We start from the raw sequence: 20,513 nt of genomic DNA on the forward strand, positions 1-20,513 counted from the left end.
GTGCAACTACAATGCAGGTGTCGGCTCATGTGACGGAGCAAGACGATTTCTTCCGCAATAGGGCGATGGTTCGTTTCGCGGAGACCTCTCACTTGATCCGGTGACCGCAATGGGTCCTCTTGGTGTCGCAGATGCTCCCGGCACTGCGACACCCGATCCTATGAACTATAAGAGGCGGACCGACATGCCCCCGTCAACGATCATGGGACTACCAGTCATGAACTGGGACCGATCCGAGAGAAGAAAGAGTGCGGCTTGAGCGATCTCCAAAGCCGAAGCCATTCTCTTTATGGGGTGCAGGTCAGAGACGAACTTTAAAGCTTCAGGATTACCTTCGCCACCTGCCGGGGTAACTGTCCCTCCGGGCAGCAGCGCGTTGATCCGGATGCCCTCTCTGGCATGCTCAGCGGCAAGCGATTGGACAAGCCCATTCAACCCTGCCTTGGACGCGGCATAGGCTGCCATACCTGGTAGGCCGCCGTTGCTGAACCCGACGAAAGAGGACGTGAAGACAATAGAGCCGCCGCCTTGCTCCTTCATAACCGGAACCTGCGCCTTGGCCGCCCAGAAGGCGCTGGTTAGGTTTGTCGAGATTACTCTGTTCCAGTTGTCAATGGACATGTCAGGTACCGCCACCATGTCACCCACCACGCCTGCGTTGTTGAAAGCCCCGTGCAGGCTGCCGAAACGCTCCAGGGCCAATTCGGTCAGCACACCTGCATAGGCTTCATCCAGTACATCACCTGCACGGTACACGACGCTGCCGCCGCCTCTGGTGATGTCCTCGGCAACCGATCGAAGTTCATCAGATCGTCGCGCGCCCAGAACGACATTTGCCCCCTCGGATGCAAACAATCTGGCGGCGGCTGCTCCGATACCACTGCTGGCTCCGGTCACGATCAAGGTCTTGTTAGCCAGTTCCATTTTCATCTCCTGTTTATGATGCAGGAGATGGCTATTGCGCCCTCAGGCCGGTCGCCACCCGTTTCCTGTCTCAGCAGAAGTCCGCTTTGGGCCGAACACGGACGCATTTGCCCGGCAACTGGCCTAGATGGGAACAAGATTGTCCCCTTCCGCGGTGCCCGTCATTGCTGTTAGGCGGATGACCTCACCTTGGTGTCACGGCGGCCGCAATCTCGCAGCCCGCTTTTGGTGCATCAGACGGCCCTGCATTTCGTCCTCTACATGAACCGACACCATGCACGCGTTTAATTTGCGATTTGTGATGTTTTGTGGAGCCCTGAGATGGGCGGGCGCGGCGAAACTGGCGTCAGGCGGCCTGAACCACGGTCACGGCAATCATATGGAAGACGTCGGCCGCACTGCAGCCGCGCGAAAGGTCGTTGGCGGGCCGTGAAAGTCCTTGGAGGATCGGTCCTATTGCCGTCGCGCCGCCGATCCGCTGGGCGATCTTGTAGCCGATATTGGCAGCGTCGAGGTTCGGAAACACGAAGACGTTGGCCTCCCCGCGCAGCGCCGAATGCGGCGCCTTGGTCAGACAGACGGCCTCGACGAAGGCGCTGTCGAACTGCAATTCGCCGTCGATGATAAGATCGGGCTCGGCGCACCGCGCCATGCCGGTCGCCTCGACGACCTTCGAGACGCGCTCGTGAGCGGCGCTGCCGCCTGTCGAGAATGAGAGCATCGCGACTTTTGCCCGTTCTCCGGCAAGCCTTTCGAAGGACTTGGCCGACATGCGCGCGATGTCGGCGAGACCGGCTGCGTCCGGGTCCACGACCAGTCCGCAATCGGCAAAGACGAAGGCCCCCTTCCTGGCGTGATGGGGCTCGCAAAGCATCATGAGGAAGAAACTGGAGACGAGCCCGACGCCGGGCGCCCTGCCGATCACCTGCAATGCGGCACGAACGGTGTCTGCGGTGGTTGCGACCGCGCCGCCGACAGTCCCATCGGCCATTCCTTCGCGCACCATCATCGCGGCGAAGGTCAGCGGTGACAGGACGGCGGCCCGAGCCGCGGTCTCGTCCACGCCTTTGCTCCTTCTGTGCTCCAGATAGGCGGTCGCGAAATCATCGGTAAGCGGAGAGCACGCCGGGTCCTCGATCCGGAATTCCTGCGGGATTGCGTCCAGGGCTGCGAGCCTCTGCGCAACCACCTCGCGGTTTCCGACCAGCGTAATCTCCGCCACGCCTTCCCGCCTCGCCTGCACGGCGCCGGCGACGATCCGCGGGTCCTCGCCTTCCGGAAGGACGATGTGCCGCGGCGCTTTCCTGGCGGCGTCGATGATGCGATCGAGAGGTTTCATCAGCTGTGTCCCAGATAGTACATGCCGCCGAGTATGAAGACGGCGATGAACAGCGTTTCGGCCACGACCAGCGCAACGGCATCTCCGCCGACTTCGAGGACGCGGCGCAGCGACGTCTTCATGCCGACCGCCACGATGCCCGCCAGCAGCGCCCATCTGGATATGGCCATCCCGACCTCGCTTGCGAGCACCGGCACCAGCCCGGCGGAATTGAAGCCCGCGAGAACGAGGAACGCCAGGACGAAGCCCGGCACGAGCGGCGCGCGCTTTCCGATGGACGCGCCCTCCTGCGGAACGCCGCGCAGGGCGAGGGAAAAGATCAGGACCACCGGCGCCAGCATCGTCACCCGGATGAGCTTGACGAGCGTCGCGGTCTCGCCCGCCTCCGGAGAGACCGAAAAGCCGGCTCCCACCACCTGGGCGACATCATGGATCGTGCCGCCGAAAAAGATGCCGGTGGCTTGGCCGTCAAGCCCGAGATACTCGGCGACGATCGGATAGCCGATCATCGCAAGCGTGCTGAGCACGGTCACCGACAGCACGGTGAAGATCAGATTGCGCTCGGAAAATTCGTTGCGGGGCAGCACGGCGGCGATGGCCATGGCGGCCGAAGCGCCGCAAATGGCGACCGCGCCGCTGGTGAGAAGGGCGAGACGCCAGCCCCGGCCAAGCAGGCGGGCGGCCAGGAGGCCGAACAGGATGGTTGCCACGATCGCCGAGACGAGCAGCAGAATGGTGCCGGCGCCGAGGCCGATCAGAAGATCGACGCTGATGCGCATGCCGAGCAGCGCCACACCGATCCTCAAGATCAGCTTTGCCGAAAGCTCGATGCCCGCGACGCAACGTCCTTCTTCCGCCAGGAAGTGGAAGGCGATCCCCAGCAGCAGCGCCATCAGCATCGCCGGCGCCCCGTAATGCTCCGACAGGAACTGGGCAGCCATGGCGACGGCGGCCGTCACCAGGAGACCCGGTCCATAGGTCGACAGGACGACTGACAGGGATTGCTTCCGTCGCTCGGTTTTGGGGATCGCGTCCATCTTTTCTTTCCGTCGAGTGAGCTCGGCGGTTACCACCGCCGAGCGAGTCGCGAGAGCTTCTTACATAGGTCGCTGGGTGCGCATGTCGGCGCGATCGATGCCGGCCACCGCTACCGGCTTCTTCATCGCATCGCGGCGGAAGGGCTCACCGAGTTCCTGGTTGAGGATAACCTCGACGAAGGTGGTGATCCCCCTGGCCTGGTCCTCGATCGCCTTCGCAAGGGCCTCGGTGAGTGCGGCCGGCGTGTCGACCGTCACGCCTTTCAGGCCGCAGCCATCTGCAACCTTGGCGTAGCTCAGGTTCGGATTGAGCTCGGTGCCGACGAAATTGTTGTCGTACCAGAGCGTCGTATTCCGCTTTTCCGCTCCCCACTGGTAGTTGCGGAAGATCACCATGGTGATGGCCGGCCAGCCCTCGCGACCGATCGACGTCATCTCGTTCATCGAGATGCCGAAGGCGCCGTCCCCGGCAAACCCGACCACCGGCACGTCCGGGCAGCCGATCTTGGCGCCGACGATCGACGGGAAACCGTATCCGCAGGGGCCGAACATGCCCGGCGCCAGATATTTCCTGCCCTGTTCGAAGCTCGGATAAGCGTTGCCTATCGCGCAGTTGTTGCCGATGTCGGTGGAGATGATCGCCTCCTTCGGAAGCACGGCCTGGATCGCCCGCCAGACCTGGCGAGGCGACATGCGATCGGGCTCGCGCTGGCGTGCGCCGACGTTCCACTCCGTGCCCGGATCGTCATCCTCATGGTCCATCGACGAGAGCTGCTGCAGCCAGGCCGAGCGCGTCTGGTGGATCAGCGCCTTCCGTTCCTCGCGGCTCGCGTCGCCGGCGGCCGGCGCAAGCTGCTGAAGAATCTGCTGCGCCACCTGCTTCGCGTCGCCGCAGATGCCGACGGTCACCTTCTTAGTCAGGCCGATCCGGTCGGCATTGATGTCGACCTGGATGATCGCCGCATCCTTCGGCCAGTAGTCGATGCCGTAGCCAGGCAGCGTCGAGAAGGGATTGAGCCGCGTACCCAGGGCGAGCACGACGTCTGCCTTGCTGATCAATTCCATCGCCGCCTTGGAGCCGTTATAGCCCAGGGGTCCGACCGACAGACGGTGGCTGCCGGGAAAGGCGTCGTTGTGCTGATAGCCGCAGCACACCGGCGCATCCAGCTTCTCCGCAAGTGCCATGGATTCCTGGATGGCGTTGCCGATGACGACGCCGGCGCCGTTGAGAATGACCGGGAACTTCGCTTCCGAAAGCAGCCGCGCGGCCTGGGCGATGGCCGCGGGTCCGCCCGCCGGCCGCTCGAAGCGGACGATGCGCGGCAGGTCCACGTCGATGACCTGCGTCCAGAAGTCCCGCGGGATGTTGATCTGCGCCGGTGCACAACCGCGCCATGCCTTCTCGATGACCCGGTTAAGGACCTCGGGAATGCGGCTCGGATCGCGCACTTCCTCCTGATAGCAGACCATCTCCTCGAACATAGCCATCTGGTCGACTTCCTGGAAGCCACCCTGGCCGATGGTCTTGTTGGCGGCCTGCGGCGTGACCATGAGCAGTGGCGTGTGGTTCCAGTAGGCCGTCTTCATGGCCGTGATGAAACCGGTCACGCCGGGCCCGTTCTGGCCGATCGCCATCGACATCGTGCCGGTCGCACGGCTGAAGCCGTCGGCCATCATGCCGGCATTGGTCTCGTGGGCACAGTCCCAGAACCGGATGCCCGCCTTCGGAAACAGGTCCGATACGGGCATCATCGCCGAGCCGATGATCCCGAACGCATGCTCGATGCCGTGCATCTGCAGGACTTTTACAAACGCCTCTTCGGTCGTCATTTTCATGTCATGTTCCTTTCGCGTTGAGGGTAAGGCCGACCGGGCGGCTAAAGAATTTCATCCTTGAGGTAGTACCAGCGATACATGCCCCACTGGCCGAGGCGTCTGAACGGCGTGAGCAGGCCATGGCTCGGCAGCGGCGACGTGAAGATCGGCAGATCGAGGGCGCCACCCTTGCCCGCCACCATCTGGGCCATGCGGCGGCCGGCCTGGGCGGAATACATGACCCCGTTGCCGCCATAGCCCATGGCGTAGAACAGCGGCTGCTTCGGGTCGGGGCGGAAGATGCGCGGCATCATGTCGTGGCTGACATCGACCCAGCCCCACCAGGAGTAGTCGATCGTGATCCCCTTCAGGATCGGGAACTTTCGGTAGAGCCCTTCGAGCAGCCGATCGAGATGTTTGGGGTTGACCGCGTCGCGGCCGGTAATGGCGCTGCGGCTGCCGATCTGCACGCGACCGTCCGGTAACATCCGGTAGTAGTGGCGCAGCGTGCGCGTATCGGTGAGCGGGATCCGGGTCTTGAAGTTCAGTTCGGCGCGTTCTTCCTCGGTCAGCGGGCGTGTGACGATCGAGTTCGAGAGGATCGGCATCAGCCTGTGCCGCGTCAGCGTATGCAGGTCCGGCGAGGTATAGCCTGCCGTCGCAATGCAGACGGCGCGCGCACGAACGGTGCCGCCCGGCGTCCCCAGGTGATAGGCTCCGTTCTTCCAGTCGCAGCCGAGAACGGGGCTTGCCGTATGGACCCGCGCACCGAGCTTGCGCGCCAGACTGAGGTAGCCGAAGGCCAGCTTGGCCGCGTGGATGCCCATGCCGTCCGGTTCGTACATCGCCCCCCTCGCCTCCTCGTCGCGTACGAAGTCGCGGTGGACCTCATCGCGGCCGACCATGCGCGAGCGGTAGCCGAAAACCTCGTTGAGAAGCCGCGACTCGGTTTCGAGCGCCGGCATCACCTTGTCGCGGTGGGCGATATAAAGATGGCCGCCGTCCTGAGGGTCGCAGTCGATCTCGGGCGAACGGATCAGGTCCCGGAAGAGATCGAAGGCTTCGCTGATTTCGCCATGCAGCCTTTTGGCGACATCGACGCCCCAGCGCTCGATCCATTGCGAACGCTTGAGCCGGCCGGCGGAGATCTGCGCCTGACCGCCGTTGCGGGTGCTGCAGCCCCAGGCGACGCCATTGGCTTCCAGCACCGTCGCCTTGATGCCATGCTCCTGGGCCAGATGGATCGCGCAGGAGAGACCGGTGTATCCGGAGCCGACGACAGCGACGTCGACGTCCATATCGCGTGTGACGGGTCCGTCGTCGGCAGGCGGAGTGCCGGCCGTGCCGATCCAATAGGTCGGCGCATAGTCCTTGCCGTCGCCGGGGTTAGGCGCGCGGATCGGATCATAGGTCGGATCGAAGGGCTTCCGCGATGCGATCGGTCTGGCCAGTTGGTGTTCCATGTCGTGATCCTGCCCTGAGGCTCTCAGTATCTCGGCTGCGGTTCGATGAGCGGCCGGTTCTTCCGGAATGCCTGCTTGCGGACGATCTTTCCGTCGCGAAGCGTGAAGAGATCGCAGCCTTCAGCGACGATGCGCGAGCCGTCCTCATTGGTGCCTGAGAACGTCCACTCGGAGACGGCGCGATCAGCGTGGACGAAGTGGCTGTGATGATCCCAATGGGCATCCCGCATTGCCGTCCATACACCTGAGAAGGCATCGGCAATCGCCGCAGCGCCGACGATGCGCTTGCCGCAGGCCTCCGGCCCGGCAACGGCGTTGAAGACGCAATCGGCGGCGAAAAAGGCCATGACGTCGTCGATGTCGTGCCTGTTGAAGGCGTCGAAAAGCTTTGCGAGATCTTCGGCAGTCATGTCGAAATTCCTTTGTTCATGCCTGGGCATAGCTTCGCCGGGCGGGCGGCGCTAAGCCCGTTTGAAATGGGTTGGAAGAGGTTGTCCGGGGCGGCGCCCACTACGTCCGATCGGCTGCCGTCACACTTTGCCCTTCCAGGGAATGAGCGCCTTTTCGAGGTAGCGGATCATGAGATCGAAGGCGAAGGCGAAGACGCCGATGACGACGATGCCCATGATGACCGTATCGCTGGCGAGATATTCGGCGGCATTCAGCACCATGAAGCCGAGGCCACGATGGGCGGCCACCATTTCGGCGGCGACGAGCGTAGTCCAGCCGACGCCGATTCCGATACGCATGCCGGTGAATATCTCCGGCAGGGCCGCCTTCAGGATCACATGCCTGATCACCTGGGCTCGCGTCGCGCCCATCGCATAGGCCGCATGGATCTGTTCCGTCGAGACCGAGCGGACACCGGCTCTGGCGGCGATCGCCATGGGCGCGAAGATCGCCAGATAGATCAGGAACACTTTCGGGAATTCGCCGATGCCGAGCCAGATGATGATCAGCGGCAGATAGGCGAGCGGCGGCAGCGGCCGGTAGAATTCGATGATCGGGTCGAAGAGACCGCGCACCACCCGGTTGACGCCCATGAGGATGCCGACGGGAACGGCCGTGACGAGTGCCAGCACGAAAGCTCCGAGCACGCGCCCGAGACTTGACAGAGTGTGCTGCGCCAAAGTGGAGTTCGAGACGCCCTCCGTAAGCGCAATCACGAACTTGTCCCAGACGGCGAGCGGCGACGGCAGGAACAGCGGCTTGATCCAGCCCATTTCGGTCACGAGCAGCCAGAGCGCGATGAACGCAAGGGCCGTGAGCAGGCTGATGTGGCCGCTCATGCCGTCGCCCGGCGCACCGTAGATCCTGCCCGGACGAACCGGTTTGCTCTTTGCGACACCCTCAAGCATGGAGGATCTCCGGGCTCCCGGACTGGCGCTCGTCGCCATAGATGATGCCGAGGATTTCTTCGCGCATGTCGATGAAGTCGCGGCTGGATTTGATTGCGCGTGCATTGCCGTTCTCCAGGAAGCGTTTGTTGAAATCGAGCTCGTAGGTATGGGTGATGCGGCCCGGACGGGGCGACATCACGATCAGCCTGGAGCCGAGGAACAGCGCCTCCTCGACGCTGTGGGTGATGAAGAAGAACATCTTGTTGGTGAGTTGCCACACTTCGAGCAGCAATTCCTGGATGGTCTCGCGCGTCAGCGCGTCGAGGGCAGCCATCGGCTCGTCCATGAGCAGCATCGCCGGATCGCAGGTGAGCGCGCGGGCGATGCCGACACGCTGCTGCATGCCGCCGGAGAGGTGATAAATCATGTGCCGGTGGAAATCCTGCAGCCCGACAAGCGCGAGATTTCTGGTCGCCAGGTCCCGCCGGGTCACCTTGTCGACACCCCTGAGCTTCAATCCGAACTCGGTATTGTCGATGACGTTAAGCCAGGGGAGCAGCGCGTGCTTCTGGAAGACGACGCCACGGTCGGCACCGGGGCCGGTGATGCGGCGGTCGCCCAGCATGATTTCCCCGGCGCTCGGCGCCATGAACCCCGCCATCAGGTTGAGAAGCGTGGTCTTGCCACATCCGGACGCACCGAGGGCGACGACGAAATCGCCGCTTTTGATTTCGAGATCCACGCCCTTGAGCGCGATGACCGCCTGGTCCGAATAGAGACCGGGATAGGTCAGACTGACATTGCTGACGTTAAGCGTTTCCATGTCGCAGGCCTTCCTGGAAAGTGCTGTGCCGAGGGTATCAGCGGCGCTCCTGGCCGCGCACGGTGCGCGGGCGGGAGCGCGCGTCGTCTGCTACTTGGAGGCTTCTTTCGCATATGAGCTGTTGACGAAGGGCGCGTAGTCGTCGAGCGCGGTGTCGATCTGTTTCTGATCGACCAGAAACTTGGCGCTCGCCTCCAGCGCCCGGACAGCGCCGCCGCCAAGCCACTGATCGGAGACCTGTTCGTCGACGGTCGGGAAGGACAGGAGCTTCAAAGCCTGGACGATACCCTCGGCGTCGCCGCCGATCAGCTTGACCATGCCCTGGACCTGCGGCGAGTCGGCCTTCCAGCCGCTGCCGTTCGCCTTGTAATCGGCATAGGCGTCCGCGAGCACCTTGGTGAAGGCGGCCATGAATTTGGGGTTTTGCTCGGCCCATTCCTTGTCGGCCACGAGACCGTCGAAGGTCGGCACGCTCGCCGCGCCGATCGTCTCGGAATCGGAGATGACCTTGCCGCTCTTCAGGAGTTCCGACAGCGCCGGTGGCCAGACATAGGCGGCATCGATATCGCCGCGCTGCCAGGCAGCGACGATCTGCGGCGGCTTCATGTTGAGGATGTTCACTTCCCGCGGATCGGTTTTCCAGACCTGTTCGAGGCCGACCAGCAGATGGAAGTGCGACGTCGAGACGAAGGGAACGCCGACATTCTTTCCCTTCAGGTCTTCCGGCTTTTCGATGCCGGATCCTTCTCGTGCGACGAGCGCTTCCGACTTGCCGATATTGTCCAGGATCCAGAAGAGTTCGAGCCCGACGCCGCGGGTCGCCGCGGCTGTCGTACCGGTCGAACCGATGACGCCGATCGGCACGTTTCCGGAAGCGAGGGCGGTCGAAATGTCACCGCCGGAACTGAACTGGCGCCAATCGATCGTATAGCCGGCTTCCTTCGCTGCGGCATCAAAACGACCATCGGCGATCGCCGAGATGAAAGGACCGACGATCTGCTGGTAGCCTACGACGACGCTGGTTTCCGCCTGGGCGGCGAAGGAGGTGAGGACACCGGCGGCGATCGCCACGGCTCCGGATAAGTGCTTGAAACTTCTAAGGTGGATCATGTCGTTACCCTCTTGGTTATGTCGCCCCGCTTTTTGCGGGGTCGCGCCGTACATTGAATGACGGTCTTTGCTTGCCGAATAGAAATATGCCCACGTCCCGGATTGCCTTATATCCAGATAGGAAGTTAGATGAGTCCAGTTGGATGAGGTGAACAATGGCGGGCTCGACGGTCTCGGAAACGATCTTCTTCCTCGACCGGGCCAGCCAAACGGGCCTGCAGGCGCAGATCCGTGAAACGATCGTTTCGGCCGTATTGTCGGGCCGCCTGGCGCCGGGCGCCCAATTGCCCTCCAGCCGCAAGCTTGCCGCCTATCTGAATATTTCGCGGATCACCGTAACGCTCGCCTATCAGGAACTCGCTTCCCAAGGCTATGTGGAGGCGGCGAACCGGAGCGGCTACCGTGTCGCCGGCAAACCCCCGACGACAGCAATCGCGATGCAGGCCGCCCATGCTGCGGCCGATGCGATCGACTGGTCGGCCAAGTTGCGCTCGACCTTCATCGTGGCCAAGCAGATGCGTAAGCCCCTCGACTGGCGAGCCTATCCCTATCCGTTCCTATACGGTCAGATGGACCCGTCACTGTTCGATCTCACGGCCTGGCGCGACTGCGCGCGACGGGCGCTGGCGCGCGAGGATTTCGAGCTGATGGCGGGCGACTTCGCGGCCGCGGACGACATCCAGCTCGTCAACTATATCTGTTCGCGCACCTTGCCGGGCCGCGGCATCCGTGCGAACCCCGACGAGATCCTGGTGACGGTGGGCGCGCAGAACGCCCTCTGGATCGTCATCCAGCTCCTGTTGCGTCAGGGCGCCCATGCGGTCTGCGAGAATCCCTGCCATCCCGACATGAGTGCATCGCTTCGCTTGAGCGGCGCCGGGATCACCTTCGTCGATGTGGACAGGGACGGCCTGCCGCCCGCCGCGCTTCCGCAAGAGGTCGATGCCGTGTTCGTCACGCCCAGCCATCATTCGCCGACCGGCGCGACGATGCCGATCGAGCGGCGGGCGGCCTTGCTCGAGGCGGCCGCCTCCAAGGACTTCATAATCGTCGAGGACGACTACGAGTTCGAGATGAGCTTTCTGGCGCCCCCTTCCCCTGCCCTCAAGGCCTTCGACCGCAGCGGGCGGGTCTTCTACATCGGCAGTTTCTCCAAATCGCTGTTTCCCGGCCTGCGTCTTGGCTATCTGGTGGCACCGGCGGCCGTGATCCGGGAGGCGCGGGCACTACGGGCGCTGATGTTGCGGCATCCGCCGGGACACCTCCAGAGAACGGCCGCCTATTTCCTGGCGCTCGGCCACTATGATGCCGTGCTGCACCGGATGCGGGAGGAGTATCATCGCCGCCACATCATCATGGACGCCGCCCTCCGGGATGCCGGATTGAAGATTGCAGGATCTGCGGCTTTCGGCGGCACGTCCTTCTGGATCGAGGGGCCGGAAGGTCTCGATACGGACCTGCTGATGAACGCTTTGCGCAAGGACGGCGTGCTGATCGAATCCGGATCCCCCTTCTTCCCGCAGGACGACGGACCGTGCCGCTTCTTCCGCATGGGCTACTCGTCGATTGCACGCAACCGCATAGCCGACGGCGTGGCTCTGACCGCGGCGCGGATCGGGGAGCGGGGGTAGGATGGATCTCCAGACGACCCCCTGCCGTTCATTCGGTACGCTCTTGCTAAGCCGGGGGCGGGCAGGATTGCGAAGCGCTCGGTATCCGCCTAGCAATGATGCCCGCGACGGTTTCGTCAGCAATGCGCGAGAGCTCTTCCGCTGTCGCGCCATCACGCGCCTGCACCGACATGCCCTGCTGTACGGCGGATAGGTACAGGGCGAGCCCCTCTGCTTCGGATCGGTCAAGCCATCGAGACAAGGCATTCGCAATACGGTCGCGTAGCGCTCGCCGACGTTTGCCGAGCTCGTGTGCGAGTTCCTGCTGCTCGTCCGCAGCTTCGACCAAACCGGTCGAGATCATGCAGCCGCGCTCCTCGGCCGTCACTGCACGGATCGCCGCATCGAGTAATCCTTTCAGCGCCTGCTCCAGCGTCACAGCGCCTTCCATGCCGTCGAGCGCACCGGGTAGGCCTGCGTAAAGGTCGAGCGCTTCCCGGTAGAGGCCCGCTTTGCTCCCAAACGCCGCGTACAGGCTTGGCGGAGCGATGCCGATCGCGCTCGTCAGGTCGGAGATCGACACGCCCTGATACCCGTAACGCCGAAACAGACGCATCGCGGTCTCAATTGCTTGATCTCGATCGAAGCTGCGCGGGCCTGCGGAGCGGCGTTGGCGAGGCTTATCCATAACGATCACTAAACACAGCTTGACGCCGAAAGGCAATGCGTTAGTCTGTAGCGATCACTAAACATAAGGAGCGCAATGTATGACCCGTCCACCATTCCCAAACATCAAGGGGTTCGGCTCCGTCCACGGTGTCCCCAGCCTGCCGCCGGGCTTCGACGACGTATTCGAAAGCTACCGGGTGCCTACCGGAGAGATCGAACTCCATGCCGTTATCGGTGGCGAGGGCCCGCCGCTGCTGCTCCTCGGGGGCTGGCCGCAGAGCTGGTACATCTGGCGTGACGTAATGCTGCCGCTGGCTGAGCGCTTCACACTCGTCGTACCTGACCCGCGCGGGCTCGGGATCTCGGATAAGCCGGAAGAAGGCTATGACAAGGGGACACTAGGCCGCGACCTGTTCGGGCTGATGACGGCGCTTGGCCACGAACGCTTCGCGCTGGTTGGCCACGATTGCGGCATGTGGGTAGGCTATGCGATGGCAGCGGACCAGCCCGAGCGGATCGCGCGGATTGCGCTGGGCGAGGCGATAATCCCCGGTGTCGCCGTCTCCCCGCCGCTGATCTCCGACGATCGGCAGCTCAGCGATTTTCTGTGGCACAACAATTTTTGTCGCGTGCGCGGGATCAACGAGGCGCTTGTAGTAGGTCGTGAGGAAATATTCTTCGACTACCAATTCACCAAGATCCCGGTACCCAACCCTATCCCAGCCGACATCCGTGCCTTCTACATCGACCTAATCAAGCGCGATCGCCGGACGCTACGTGCGAGCTTCGATTACTACCGCGCCATCGACGATGACATTCCGGCAAATCGTGAACGGATGAAGGCTCGGCTGACCATGCCGGTGCTAGGCTTCGCCGGCGAGTTAGCCTGCGCGGGCGCGGTGGAGGAGCAGCTTCGCCAGGTTGCTGACGATGTTCGCTGTACCATAATTCCGGAATGCGGGCATTTCGTGCCGGAGGAAACACCGGACGCGCTATTGGCACTGTTGAGGCCCTTCCTCGAGCCTTATCGCACGCACGCCAGTTGATCTGTATGTGCGTGACGTTCATTGCCGATGGCGAACGTCACGCATGCTGCGGACGCGACCGGGCCCCTTGCCGGCTTATCACTGGCACGCTGGCCGAAGCCCGAGGGCACCCAACCGGCGAGGCGAAGTGGTCACCTGGCTGTTCGCATCGGCTTCGATTACAGCGTCGGCAGAGGCGCGCGGAGACTCCTGGGGCAAACTGTGCCCGATGCCGCCAGGACGCGGTGGCAGCAGGTCATGACAGACCGTTTCTTCATGGTGCCGGGGATCAGCAGGATGTCCGGCGACTGCTGCAGGAGCCGCGCGTGCCCCACTTGCATTGGAGTTGCCTCCAACCGGCGCGACTTCGGAGCGCGTTTCAGCCTGTAGCGGGTTGAAGCCGCCCAGCGGGAACCAGGCCATTAGCCGGATCGACGAAGCAGCCACCCGGGGCAGTCATAGTCTTTCTCGTTATTTGTAACATTTGAAGTTGCGCATGATGCTGGGCGGTCTATACTCGCGACCCGAACGAGATTCAGAGCGAGATAGTAGAATGGAACGTGTCGTGGACGCGGTCATCGTGGGCGCGGGTGTTGCGGGTCTAAGCGCCGCTTTATTCCTCGGTAGAGCAGGCAGGTCCGCTATCATATTCGATGGAGGCACAACCCGGATCGAAAGCGTTGCGGAAGTCCGCGAATACCTCGGCTTCGATGGGTTGCCGCCCCAGGAGCTGCTTGCCCGAGCCAGCGCTGAGGTCCAACAAAACGGGGTCGAGATCATACGCCAGCGAGTAACGTCGGTAACACCACGCGCCGACGGCCTTTTCGAGGTGCATCACGGCCATTCGGTAAGGATGGCTCGCACCGTTGTTCTTGCAACCGGACTGACAGACAAACTGCCGCCGCTTTCAGGATTGCCCAAGGTCTGGGGAAGAGATCTTCGTGTCTGTCCATGCTTCGATGGTTATGAGGTGCAAGGAAAGCGCTTCGTGGTCTTCGGAGTGCCCGACAGGCTGGTCCACATGGCATCATGGGTGTGGATGTGGTCTCGCGACGTGACGGTGGTTTCCGAGCATGCGTTCACCGACGTCGATCTCTATCGCCTGCGACTTTTGGAAATCGAGGTGATTGCCGACGAGGTGACGGGATTGGTTCACGGCGGCGAGCGACTTGAAGCGCTCACGACACGCAAGGGGAAATCGATCGCCTGCGACGCCGCCTGGATTGCTGCTGACATGGTCGCGGCCTCCGATCTCGCAGCTAGCCTATGTGATGTTGACGACATGGGCCTGGCTCGGACCGACAGCGCCGGGCGGACAAGCCGACCGGGGATTTTTGCCGTCGGAAACGCCGCCGATCCCGCCGCTCATCTCGCTCACGCGTCCGCTGCCGGCACCAATGTTGGCCCGCATGTCGTCATGTATCTGCTGGAGAGAGAAATAGAGCGGCGAACGGCCAATCAGAGGAGTGGCGGCTCGGCTGACATCTCACGAAGAGCATCATGAGAACCGACAGCCGCTTGTCCCGCATGCTCCACGTCCTGCTGCACATGGCCCGCCATGATCGCCCATATACATCCGAGCATATCGCCGGAATGCTTCAGACGAACGCCGTTGTCGTTCGTCGGACCATGGCTGGCTTGCGCGCCAACGGCTATGTTCGATCTGTCACTGGACAGGGGGGCGGCTGGACGATTGCCTGCGACCTCAACAAAACGACCTTGCTGGATATTCATCGGGCAGTCGGCGGCCGTCATATCTTCGCGATTGGCCTAGACAACGACAATCCATCCTGCGCGGTCGAACGGGTCGTCAACAGCGCAGTCGCGGATGCGCTGGATCGAGCCGAACGGCTGCTGATCGGCAGATTGGGCGAGGTCACACTCGCCGAGTTGGCGGAACAGTTCGATGCCATCTGCCACGCCGAACTCAAACAGTAGCGCCATCGGAGGATGTCCGTTTCATGGTCTGAGACTCGCCCGAAGCCGTTGTTAAAGCTTCCTGAGGCCGACGCGACACCGACGTTACCCTGCTGTCACGCCGGCATCCCACCGATATAGCGCATCGGGCATCTTCTCCTGACAGTCGGTTCCGTCCGTCTCACGAATCCTGACGAAGCCGTTTCGCTCGTAGAAGGCGATCGCATCAACATTCGCCTGGAAGACCCAGAGCTGAAGATGGTCGAAATGGTCCTGCGCCTTCGCAATCAGCTTCCGGCCGATCCCGCGACCCGTATAGCCAGGCAGAAGGTAAAGATGTTCTACCCAACCTTGCTTGAAGGCGCAGAAGCCGACGACCAACTGCTGTTCGTCAGCCACCCACACATCGCAGTCTCGGAACACGATGTTGCGGAAGTAGGCCTTGTCTTCCTCAAAGGTGTGCAGATCTGGCAAGTAGGGGAGAAAGGCTTGGCGCGACCTCCGGAATACAGATGCCACAGCCTCTGGTTCAGTAGATCCAGCTCGACGAATCTTGATGCTGCACGGATCGGAACTCATCGCTTATGAATTTACCCTCGGTCTGGATGGGCGATCGACCCTGTGAGAATCGCGCTATCGATGTTCAAGTCAGTGTCGATGATTTAGGAGCATTCATCGACGCCAGCAGAGCGCCATGGCTGAAACTCTTCGGGCAGTCCGAACCGCCCTGGCGGCCTGTCGGCAGTAAGCGCCTCCTTGCGCCTGCCCGGGGGCATCGGCGAAGAACTCCTGCTCGTTATCCGATCCCGGCCCGGTCCCCCGTCCAAGGTCACGACGCCAGACGCTCTCTATCACGTCTTGCCAGTCGGGTCACGTTCGCGCCTCCAGCGCATGTGAAGGATCGGATACGGTCGACCCTCTGAATCCGTGTCCGATCGTCCCTGCTGATCAAAGCCCATGGCTTCATAGAAGCCTTTTGCGGAGGCGTTCTGCTCGTTGACGTCGACGGTCGCCTCGCTCCGGGGTGCCAGAAACGAATGCAGAAGGAGCTGCCCGATGCCTTGACCCCTACTGTCAGCGTGGACGAACAAGGCATCGACATGATCTCCAGTCGTGCCCATGAACCCATGGGCGGTGTCATCCGCGTCAACCGCAACTGTGAAATCTGCAGTTGGCAGATACGACTTCTCGACGAGCTCGCCGATCTCGTCGAAGTCTTCCGCCGAGAGAAACTGGTGCGTCGCCAGAACCGACGTGCGCCAGATCTCGAAGTTGCGCGCAAGGTCTTCGTGTTTCGCCGCTCTCAAGGTGAACATGCGGTGTCCTTGAAGAGGTGCAGCGCGGCATATTGCAGGAGCATAATGGTCTTGCCGTCGCGGATCCGGCCGTCGGCGATCATCCTCAGCGCCTCTTCGATTGTCGGCTCCAGACGTTCGATGTCTTCGCCTTCGTCCGGGTCGCCACCGCCCTCCGACACTTGATCAGCGGTCGAATAGGCTCCGACAAAGAAGTGAAGCCGTTCCGTCACCGATCCAGGGCTCATGAACGCTTCGAACACCTGACTGACATCGGTGACGCGGTACCCGGTCTCCTCCTCCACCTCCGCCTTGATCCGCTCTTCCGGTGTTGCCTTGTCCAGAAGGCCAGCGGGTGTCTCGATCAGAAGATCGTCATACCCGTTGACAAAGGCAGGGTAGCGGAACTGCCGGGTGAGCAAGACCTTTCGGCGCTGCAAATCGTAAAGCAGGATCGTCGCGCCATTGCCGCGATCGTAGGTCTCCCTGCTCTGTCTCTGCCACTCTCCGTCCGTCCGACGGAAGCTGAAGGTCGTCTTCTTCAGGACATACCAGTCGTCCGACAGGGTGGTCACCTGCTCAACCCGAATCCGATCTGCAACCGACATACACGTTCTCCATCACATACTGCACGATATTGCATGATATTTGTGTTCGTGCAATATACGGAGCATCGGCGACGGACGCATCATGGCGGGCGCGTTAAGGCGAGCTTCCACGTTCGGGAAATTCCTGCAGTCACTCCCGAGCCTGCATTGCAGAGCCGCCACGGGCTGGAGCTAGGGATTCAATTGCAGCGGTTATTGCCGGTTTGCACTATCTGAAAAGGAAGCTTCCACATGCTGACCACTGAGCGCAAGGCGCTGCTCCTCGACGCCCTCGGCAAGGAAGGCCGGATCGTCGCGAAAGAGTTCAGCCGGAAGCTGGGCCTATCCGAGGACACGATCCGGCGAGACCTTCGGGAGCTTGCTGGCGAAGGACTACTTCAACGCGTGCATGGCGGCGCTCTCCCCGCCTCCAAGGCACTCAAAGACCTTCCCACGCGCCGAAATGTGTCAGTCAACGACAAGGCCGAGATCGCCAAGGTCGCCGCCGGCATGGTCAAGGAAGGACAGATCGTCTTCCTGGATGGGGGCACGACGACAATCAGGCTCGCGCGCGCCCTCCCAAGGGCCTTGAAGGCGACGGTCGTGACCCATAGCCCCGACGTCGCAACCGCTCTTCTTGATCATCCGGGGGTGGATGTGGAGCTTATCGGCGGTCACATCTACAAGCATTCGAACGTCTCCGTAGGGGCCGCCGCCATCGAAGCAATCTCGCAGATCCGTGTGGATCTCTACTTCATGGGCGTGACCGGTATCCATGTAGAGCACGGCCTGACGACGGGAGACCGCGAGGAGGCGGCGGTGAAGCGGGCGATCTGCCGGCAGGCTGCGGAGACGGTCGTGCTTGGCTCGAGGGAAAAGCTCGGTGCCGTCTCCGCGTACAGCGTCGTTGGCTTCGATGACGTCGACGGGCTTATTGTGAGCAGGAAGTGTCCCGAGGATCTGCTCACCCCTCTTCGCGATCTAGGCACGCAGATCATATCGTCGTAAATGGCGGACAGTGGCGGAAATGAAGGCTCATTCCTGTCGCAAGATTCGTCGCTTCATGGCCAAAACACCAGCTTCCAAGCTAAGCCGGGAGCCCGTCACGCCACCTCAAGGTGCGAAGATTCCGTTCCCTGCGTGATAAGCGGCGCGGGAGACTTCGCATGCGGGTGGGAAGCGTTAAGTCGCCGAGCCACGATATCGTGGTTGAGCCACAGGACGGGACCGGAGGGTTCGGAAGATTCACCGAAAATCAGTTGCCCGGTTGCCTTCACGACGAGACCGCTCAGGAGATCGCTGATCATCAACTTGCTATCCCGATGCATCCGGGTGATTTCGTTGGACGTGCCGATGGTCAAATCGGCCTGTGCCTGGCTGTTTGCCATGGGCCATGCCGAAAACTCATAGAACGGGCGCATGACCTCGCTGGCCTGCATGTCGGTGATCTTCCGGAACACATCCTTCATGGTTAAGCCGTCTGCCAGAAGCTGCTCGCAGGCCTGCCACTGTTCGTCTGCCCATTGGCCGCCGTTTTCTTTCTTCAACGCAAGCAGCAGCGGTATCAGGGGCAGTTCGATACCCGTGAACACATCGGACGAATTGGTCCGGATTTCGGGACAGTTATAGACAGTTGCCTTGATGCCTTTCGCCCAGGCTTCCTCTGCAATGCCTTCGAGCCGCATCTTGGCATAACCCTGGGTGTAGTTGGTGTAGGTCTGCCAACGATAGCTTCCGTCAATGAGGATCGCCGATCCGTGGTAACCATAGGCCGTATATCGTATTTGACCGCCCGAAGCTTCCACGCGCTCGCGAATCGCCGCGCTGAAATCAATGAGATGGCGAAAGGTGTTTGCGGAGACGTCGTCAAAATTCTGCAGGATGAGTTTTCCCATATCACTGTCGAGCAAGGTCTGCGACGACATGTGGCGGGTTCCGGTTCCCTTGTAGATTCGATTGGCGACGACCAATAATACCTTCGCCTTCGGGATGCCTCCGGCCATTGTGTGGGCGAAGAAAACATTGCGCCCAGCGGCGATCATTCCGTCGAGAACGGTCATGACCTTTGCAAGCGACTCCGTAAAACGCGCAGTGGCGATGTCGCGGCATTGCCTCACATAGTCCCAGTCGAGCTTGTCGTGTTCCCAGCTCTCAAGCGTCATCTTTGCCAGGAGATCGGTGGGAGTTGGGCCGTCTGCGGGCGCATCGAGATCGAAACCCGCCATAAGAGGTATGTTGATGATCCTGCCGCCCAGCCGGGCCTCCGCTGAAGACAGTTCCTCGGCATCGAGCGGCCGAAGCGCGTTGTTCTCGTCGCGCCGCCCGACGGTGATCCCCACAATCTCCATGCCAGCCCGCCGGGCTTCCTCGAGCAAACCGGTGGCGTATCCGCGGCCGAACAGTTCGCCGAAGAGTACGAAAACATCGCCTTTACGGAAGACCGTGTTCTCGGAAAGACGATTCAGTGCAACCGGATTTTCCATGCTGTCAGCTCTTTGATTCGTGTGTCGTCGAGCAATGGCTCATACGAGCGTCGCAAAGACATGACCGCACTGGCACCGAATGGGAACTCATTTTCGGTGACCGTTCATTTCAAAACGTGAAGTCGGTCTCTGCTGTTCCTGCAATGCGGCGAGATGCCGGGGCCGTTGGAGATCGGCGCGCCGATACCGAAACGAGTTCGCTGGGAACGCTCGTCCTACGGATGTTTGGAGGCTATTGGCGCTCTCTGAGGCTCAAGGTTGGCGCGTTCTATCATTGTCGAAGACAACTATCGGCCGCGTTCCGGACGTGACCGCTCGACAGCAGACCGACAGCTTCCAGGACCTAATGCGGGTGGCGTGAACGACCGGCATGGGGCGCGATCCGGCCAAGTCGGCAGCCGGCCCGAAGGGATCAAGTCACGGCCAGGGGCTGCCCCTGACCGTATTTCTAATCAGAATTGGTCGCGGCTGTCGCTTCTCACGTCGCCGTCCACCTGATGAGGAGCGTAGAGGTCAGCGCGAGCGCTTCGCCGCCAGGGCCGCGCCGGATGCTCCCGGTCAATTGTAACATCGGCGACGGAGATCGAAGTTGAGCCATCTGCCGCGCATTGGGCTGCCCAGCGGCCATCTGGCGATGCTATCCCAGCAGGCATGGCTACGCTTTGCGGCGCGTGAGCTGCGTAGCTGACCCAATACGTATTGCTGGCAGCGTGGCCCAACACCTCCGCGGCGAATGCTGGGGCGGCGGAAGGGATTTCGCCTGTAGTCGAGAACAGAACGCAATCTGCCTCAAGCCGCTCATACTCCGTGAATAACTCTGGATAGTGTGATTCAGCATCGGCTTTGCGGCCAAGCCCGGTACAGCCGTGCTGCCTATGTGGTCGACAGCCAAGACGCATTTGCCGAGCGTTGTTCTTAGCAAAGCTTCAGCCGCTGAAAAATCATTCAACCAATTCGCATCGTAAGGGACGGGTTCGACTAAGCTCGGCATGTGCGCATCCGTCGATATGGCGAACAACCGATGTTAGCCGATCCGGCCAGTGCACGTCTTCTATTGACACTCAGCGACATGGCCG

General features: G+C 61.8%; 19 protein-coding genes and 3 pseudogenes. 5 read left to right on the top strand and 17 right to left on the bottom strand.

All coding sequences use genetic code 11. The features are described 5' to 3' along the window. Positions 1-165 precede the first annotated feature (165 nt). The 9 genes from AC6CIG_RS00095 to tauA form a co-directional block, all read right to left on the bottom strand. Entirely contained in the window at positions 166-924 is a 759-nt protein-coding gene (locus tag AC6CIG_RS00095) for an SDR family oxidoreductase (protein WP_498321900.1), read from the bottom strand. A gap of 346 nt (positions 925-1,270) precedes the next feature. After that, positions 1,271-2,263: a phosphate acetyltransferase gene (gene pta / locus AC6CIG_RS00100; RefSeq protein ID WP_437406324.1), complete on the bottom strand. Its 993-nt coding sequence runs from the start codon at positions 2,261-2,263 to the stop codon at positions 1,271-1,273. Next, positions 2,263-3,300 carry a YeiH family protein gene (locus AC6CIG_RS00105; RefSeq protein WP_437416385.1) on the bottom strand — a complete coding sequence of 346 codons (1,038 nt, stop codon included), beginning with the start codon at positions 3,298-3,300 and terminating at the stop codon, positions 2,263-2,265. Before AC6CIG_RS00105 ends, pta begins: the two co-directional genes overlap by 1 nt. 60 nt (positions 3,301-3,360) lie before the next feature. Continuing rightward, positions 3,361-5,136, bottom strand: coding sequence for a sulfoacetaldehyde acetyltransferase (gene xsc / locus AC6CIG_RS00110; RefSeq protein ID WP_498321902.1), 1,776 nt, complete (start codon positions 5,134-5,136; stop codon positions 3,361-3,363). Positions 5,137-5,177: 41 nt separating this feature from the next. Beyond that, entirely contained in the window at positions 5,178-6,578 is a 1,401-nt protein-coding gene (locus tag AC6CIG_RS00115; RefSeq protein WP_498321904.1) for an NAD(P)/FAD-dependent oxidoreductase, read from the bottom strand. Between the two features lie 23 nt (positions 6,579-6,601). Next, positions 6,602-6,988: a nuclear transport factor 2 family protein gene (locus AC6CIG_RS00120; protein WP_100670281.1), complete on the bottom strand. Its 387-nt coding sequence runs from the start codon at positions 6,986-6,988 to the stop codon at positions 6,602-6,604. A 120-nt stretch (positions 6,989-7,108) separates the two neighbouring features. Further along, on the bottom strand, positions 7,109-7,936 hold the full coding sequence (locus AC6CIG_RS00125; RefSeq protein ID WP_018098776.1) for an ABC transporter permease subunit: 828 nt from the start codon (positions 7,934-7,936) through the stop codon (positions 7,109-7,111). Next, positions 7,929-8,741: a taurine ABC transporter ATP-binding protein gene (locus AC6CIG_RS00130; RefSeq protein ID WP_498321906.1), complete on the bottom strand. Its 813-nt coding sequence runs from the start codon at positions 8,739-8,741 to the stop codon at positions 7,929-7,931. Before AC6CIG_RS00130 ends, AC6CIG_RS00125 begins: the two co-directional genes overlap by 8 nt. 90 nt (positions 8,742-8,831) lie before the next feature. After that, complete coding sequence (tauA, locus tag AC6CIG_RS00135) at positions 8,832-9,851, bottom strand: taurine ABC transporter substrate-binding protein (RefSeq protein ID WP_498321907.1); 1,020 nt, start codon at positions 9,849-9,851, stop codon at positions 8,832-8,834. Positions 9,852-10,006: 155 nt separating this feature from the next. On the opposite strand from tauA, the gene pdxR reads away from it, so the two are divergent. After that, positions 10,007-11,482 (top strand): MocR-like pyridoxine biosynthesis transcription factor PdxR, encoded by a 1,476-nt coding sequence (gene pdxR, locus AC6CIG_RS00140; protein ID WP_498321909.1) that lies wholly within the window; start codon positions 10,007-10,009, stop codon positions 11,480-11,482. Between the two features lie 46 nt (positions 11,483-11,528). Here pdxR and AC6CIG_RS00145 read toward each other — a convergent pair whose 3' ends face one another. Continuing rightward, the gene (locus AC6CIG_RS00145; protein ID WP_375341902.1) at positions 11,529-12,185 is read right to left on the bottom strand and encodes a TetR/AcrR family transcriptional regulator; all 657 of its coding nucleotides are present in this window, start codon (positions 12,183-12,185) and stop codon (positions 11,529-11,531) included. Positions 12,186-12,228: 43 nt separating this feature from the next. Between AC6CIG_RS00145 and AC6CIG_RS00150 the strand changes: the two genes are divergently transcribed. Then, a complete protein-coding gene (locus tag AC6CIG_RS00150) occupies positions 12,229-13,176 on the top strand; it encodes an alpha/beta fold hydrolase (protein ID WP_498321911.1) in 948 nt (315 codons plus the stop codon). A gap of 257 nt (positions 13,177-13,433) precedes the next feature. Here AC6CIG_RS00150 and AC6CIG_RS00155 read toward each other — a convergent pair. After that, positions 13,434-13,572: pseudogene (locus AC6CIG_RS00155) on the bottom strand (oxidoreductase); the annotation flags it as partial. Between the two features lie 136 nt (positions 13,573-13,708). Between AC6CIG_RS00155 and AC6CIG_RS00160 the strand changes: the two are divergent. Together AC6CIG_RS00160 and AC6CIG_RS00165 are read left to right on the top strand one after the other, a co-directional pair. Beyond that, entirely contained in the window at positions 13,709-14,659 is a 951-nt protein-coding gene (locus AC6CIG_RS00160; RefSeq protein ID WP_498321913.1) for an NAD(P)/FAD-dependent oxidoreductase, read from the top strand. Then, entirely contained in the window at positions 14,656-15,093 is a 438-nt protein-coding gene (locus tag AC6CIG_RS00165) for an Rrf2 family transcriptional regulator (protein ID WP_029958543.1), read from the top strand. The genes AC6CIG_RS00160 and AC6CIG_RS00165 overlap by 4 nt, the downstream gene beginning before the upstream one ends. An 84-nt stretch (positions 15,094-15,177) precedes the next feature. On the opposite strand, the gene AC6CIG_RS00170 is transcribed toward AC6CIG_RS00165, so the two are convergent. From AC6CIG_RS00170 to AC6CIG_RS00180, 3 genes are all read right to left on the bottom strand, one after another. Next, positions 15,178-15,651, bottom strand: coding sequence for a GNAT family N-acetyltransferase (locus tag AC6CIG_RS00170; RefSeq protein WP_437406315.1), 474 nt, complete (start codon positions 15,649-15,651; stop codon positions 15,178-15,180). A gap of 272 nt (positions 15,652-15,923) precedes the next feature. Continuing rightward, complete coding sequence (locus AC6CIG_RS00175; RefSeq protein ID WP_498321915.1) at positions 15,924-16,388, bottom strand: acetyltransferase; 465 nt, start codon at positions 16,386-16,388, stop codon at positions 15,924-15,926. Beyond that, positions 16,376-16,975: an NUDIX domain-containing protein gene (locus AC6CIG_RS00180; protein ID WP_102762604.1), complete on the bottom strand. Its 600-nt coding sequence runs from the start codon at positions 16,973-16,975 to the stop codon at positions 16,376-16,378. Before AC6CIG_RS00180 ends, AC6CIG_RS00175 begins: the two co-directional genes overlap by 13 nt. A 231-nt stretch (positions 16,976-17,206) precedes the next feature. Between AC6CIG_RS00180 and AC6CIG_RS00185 the strand changes: the two genes are divergently transcribed. After that, on the top strand, positions 17,207-17,962 hold the full coding sequence (locus AC6CIG_RS00185; protein WP_498321917.1) for a DeoR/GlpR family DNA-binding transcription regulator: 756 nt from the start codon (positions 17,207-17,209) through the stop codon (positions 17,960-17,962). 95 nt (positions 17,963-18,057) lie between these two features. Here AC6CIG_RS00185 and AC6CIG_RS00190 read toward each other — a convergent pair whose 3' ends face one another. The 3 genes and pseudogenes from AC6CIG_RS00190 to AC6CIG_RS00200 all read right to left on the bottom strand — a co-directional run. Then, positions 18,058-19,437 (bottom strand): enoyl ACP reductase FabMG family protein, encoded by a 1,380-nt coding sequence (locus AC6CIG_RS00190; RefSeq protein ID WP_498321919.1) that lies wholly within the window; start codon positions 19,435-19,437, stop codon positions 18,058-18,060. Positions 19,438-19,889: 452 nt separating this feature from the next. Beyond that, positions 19,890-20,270: pseudogene (locus tag AC6CIG_RS00195) on the bottom strand (carbon-nitrogen hydrolase family protein); the annotation flags it as partial. 59 nt (positions 20,271-20,329) lie between these two features. Then, positions 20,330-20,428 (bottom strand): annotated as a pseudogene (locus AC6CIG_RS00200) (GrpB family protein); the annotation flags it as partial. Between the last annotated feature and the right edge of the window lie 85 nt (positions 20,429-20,513).

It is taken from the genome of Sinorhizobium sp. GQ132, from assembly GCF_059758575.1.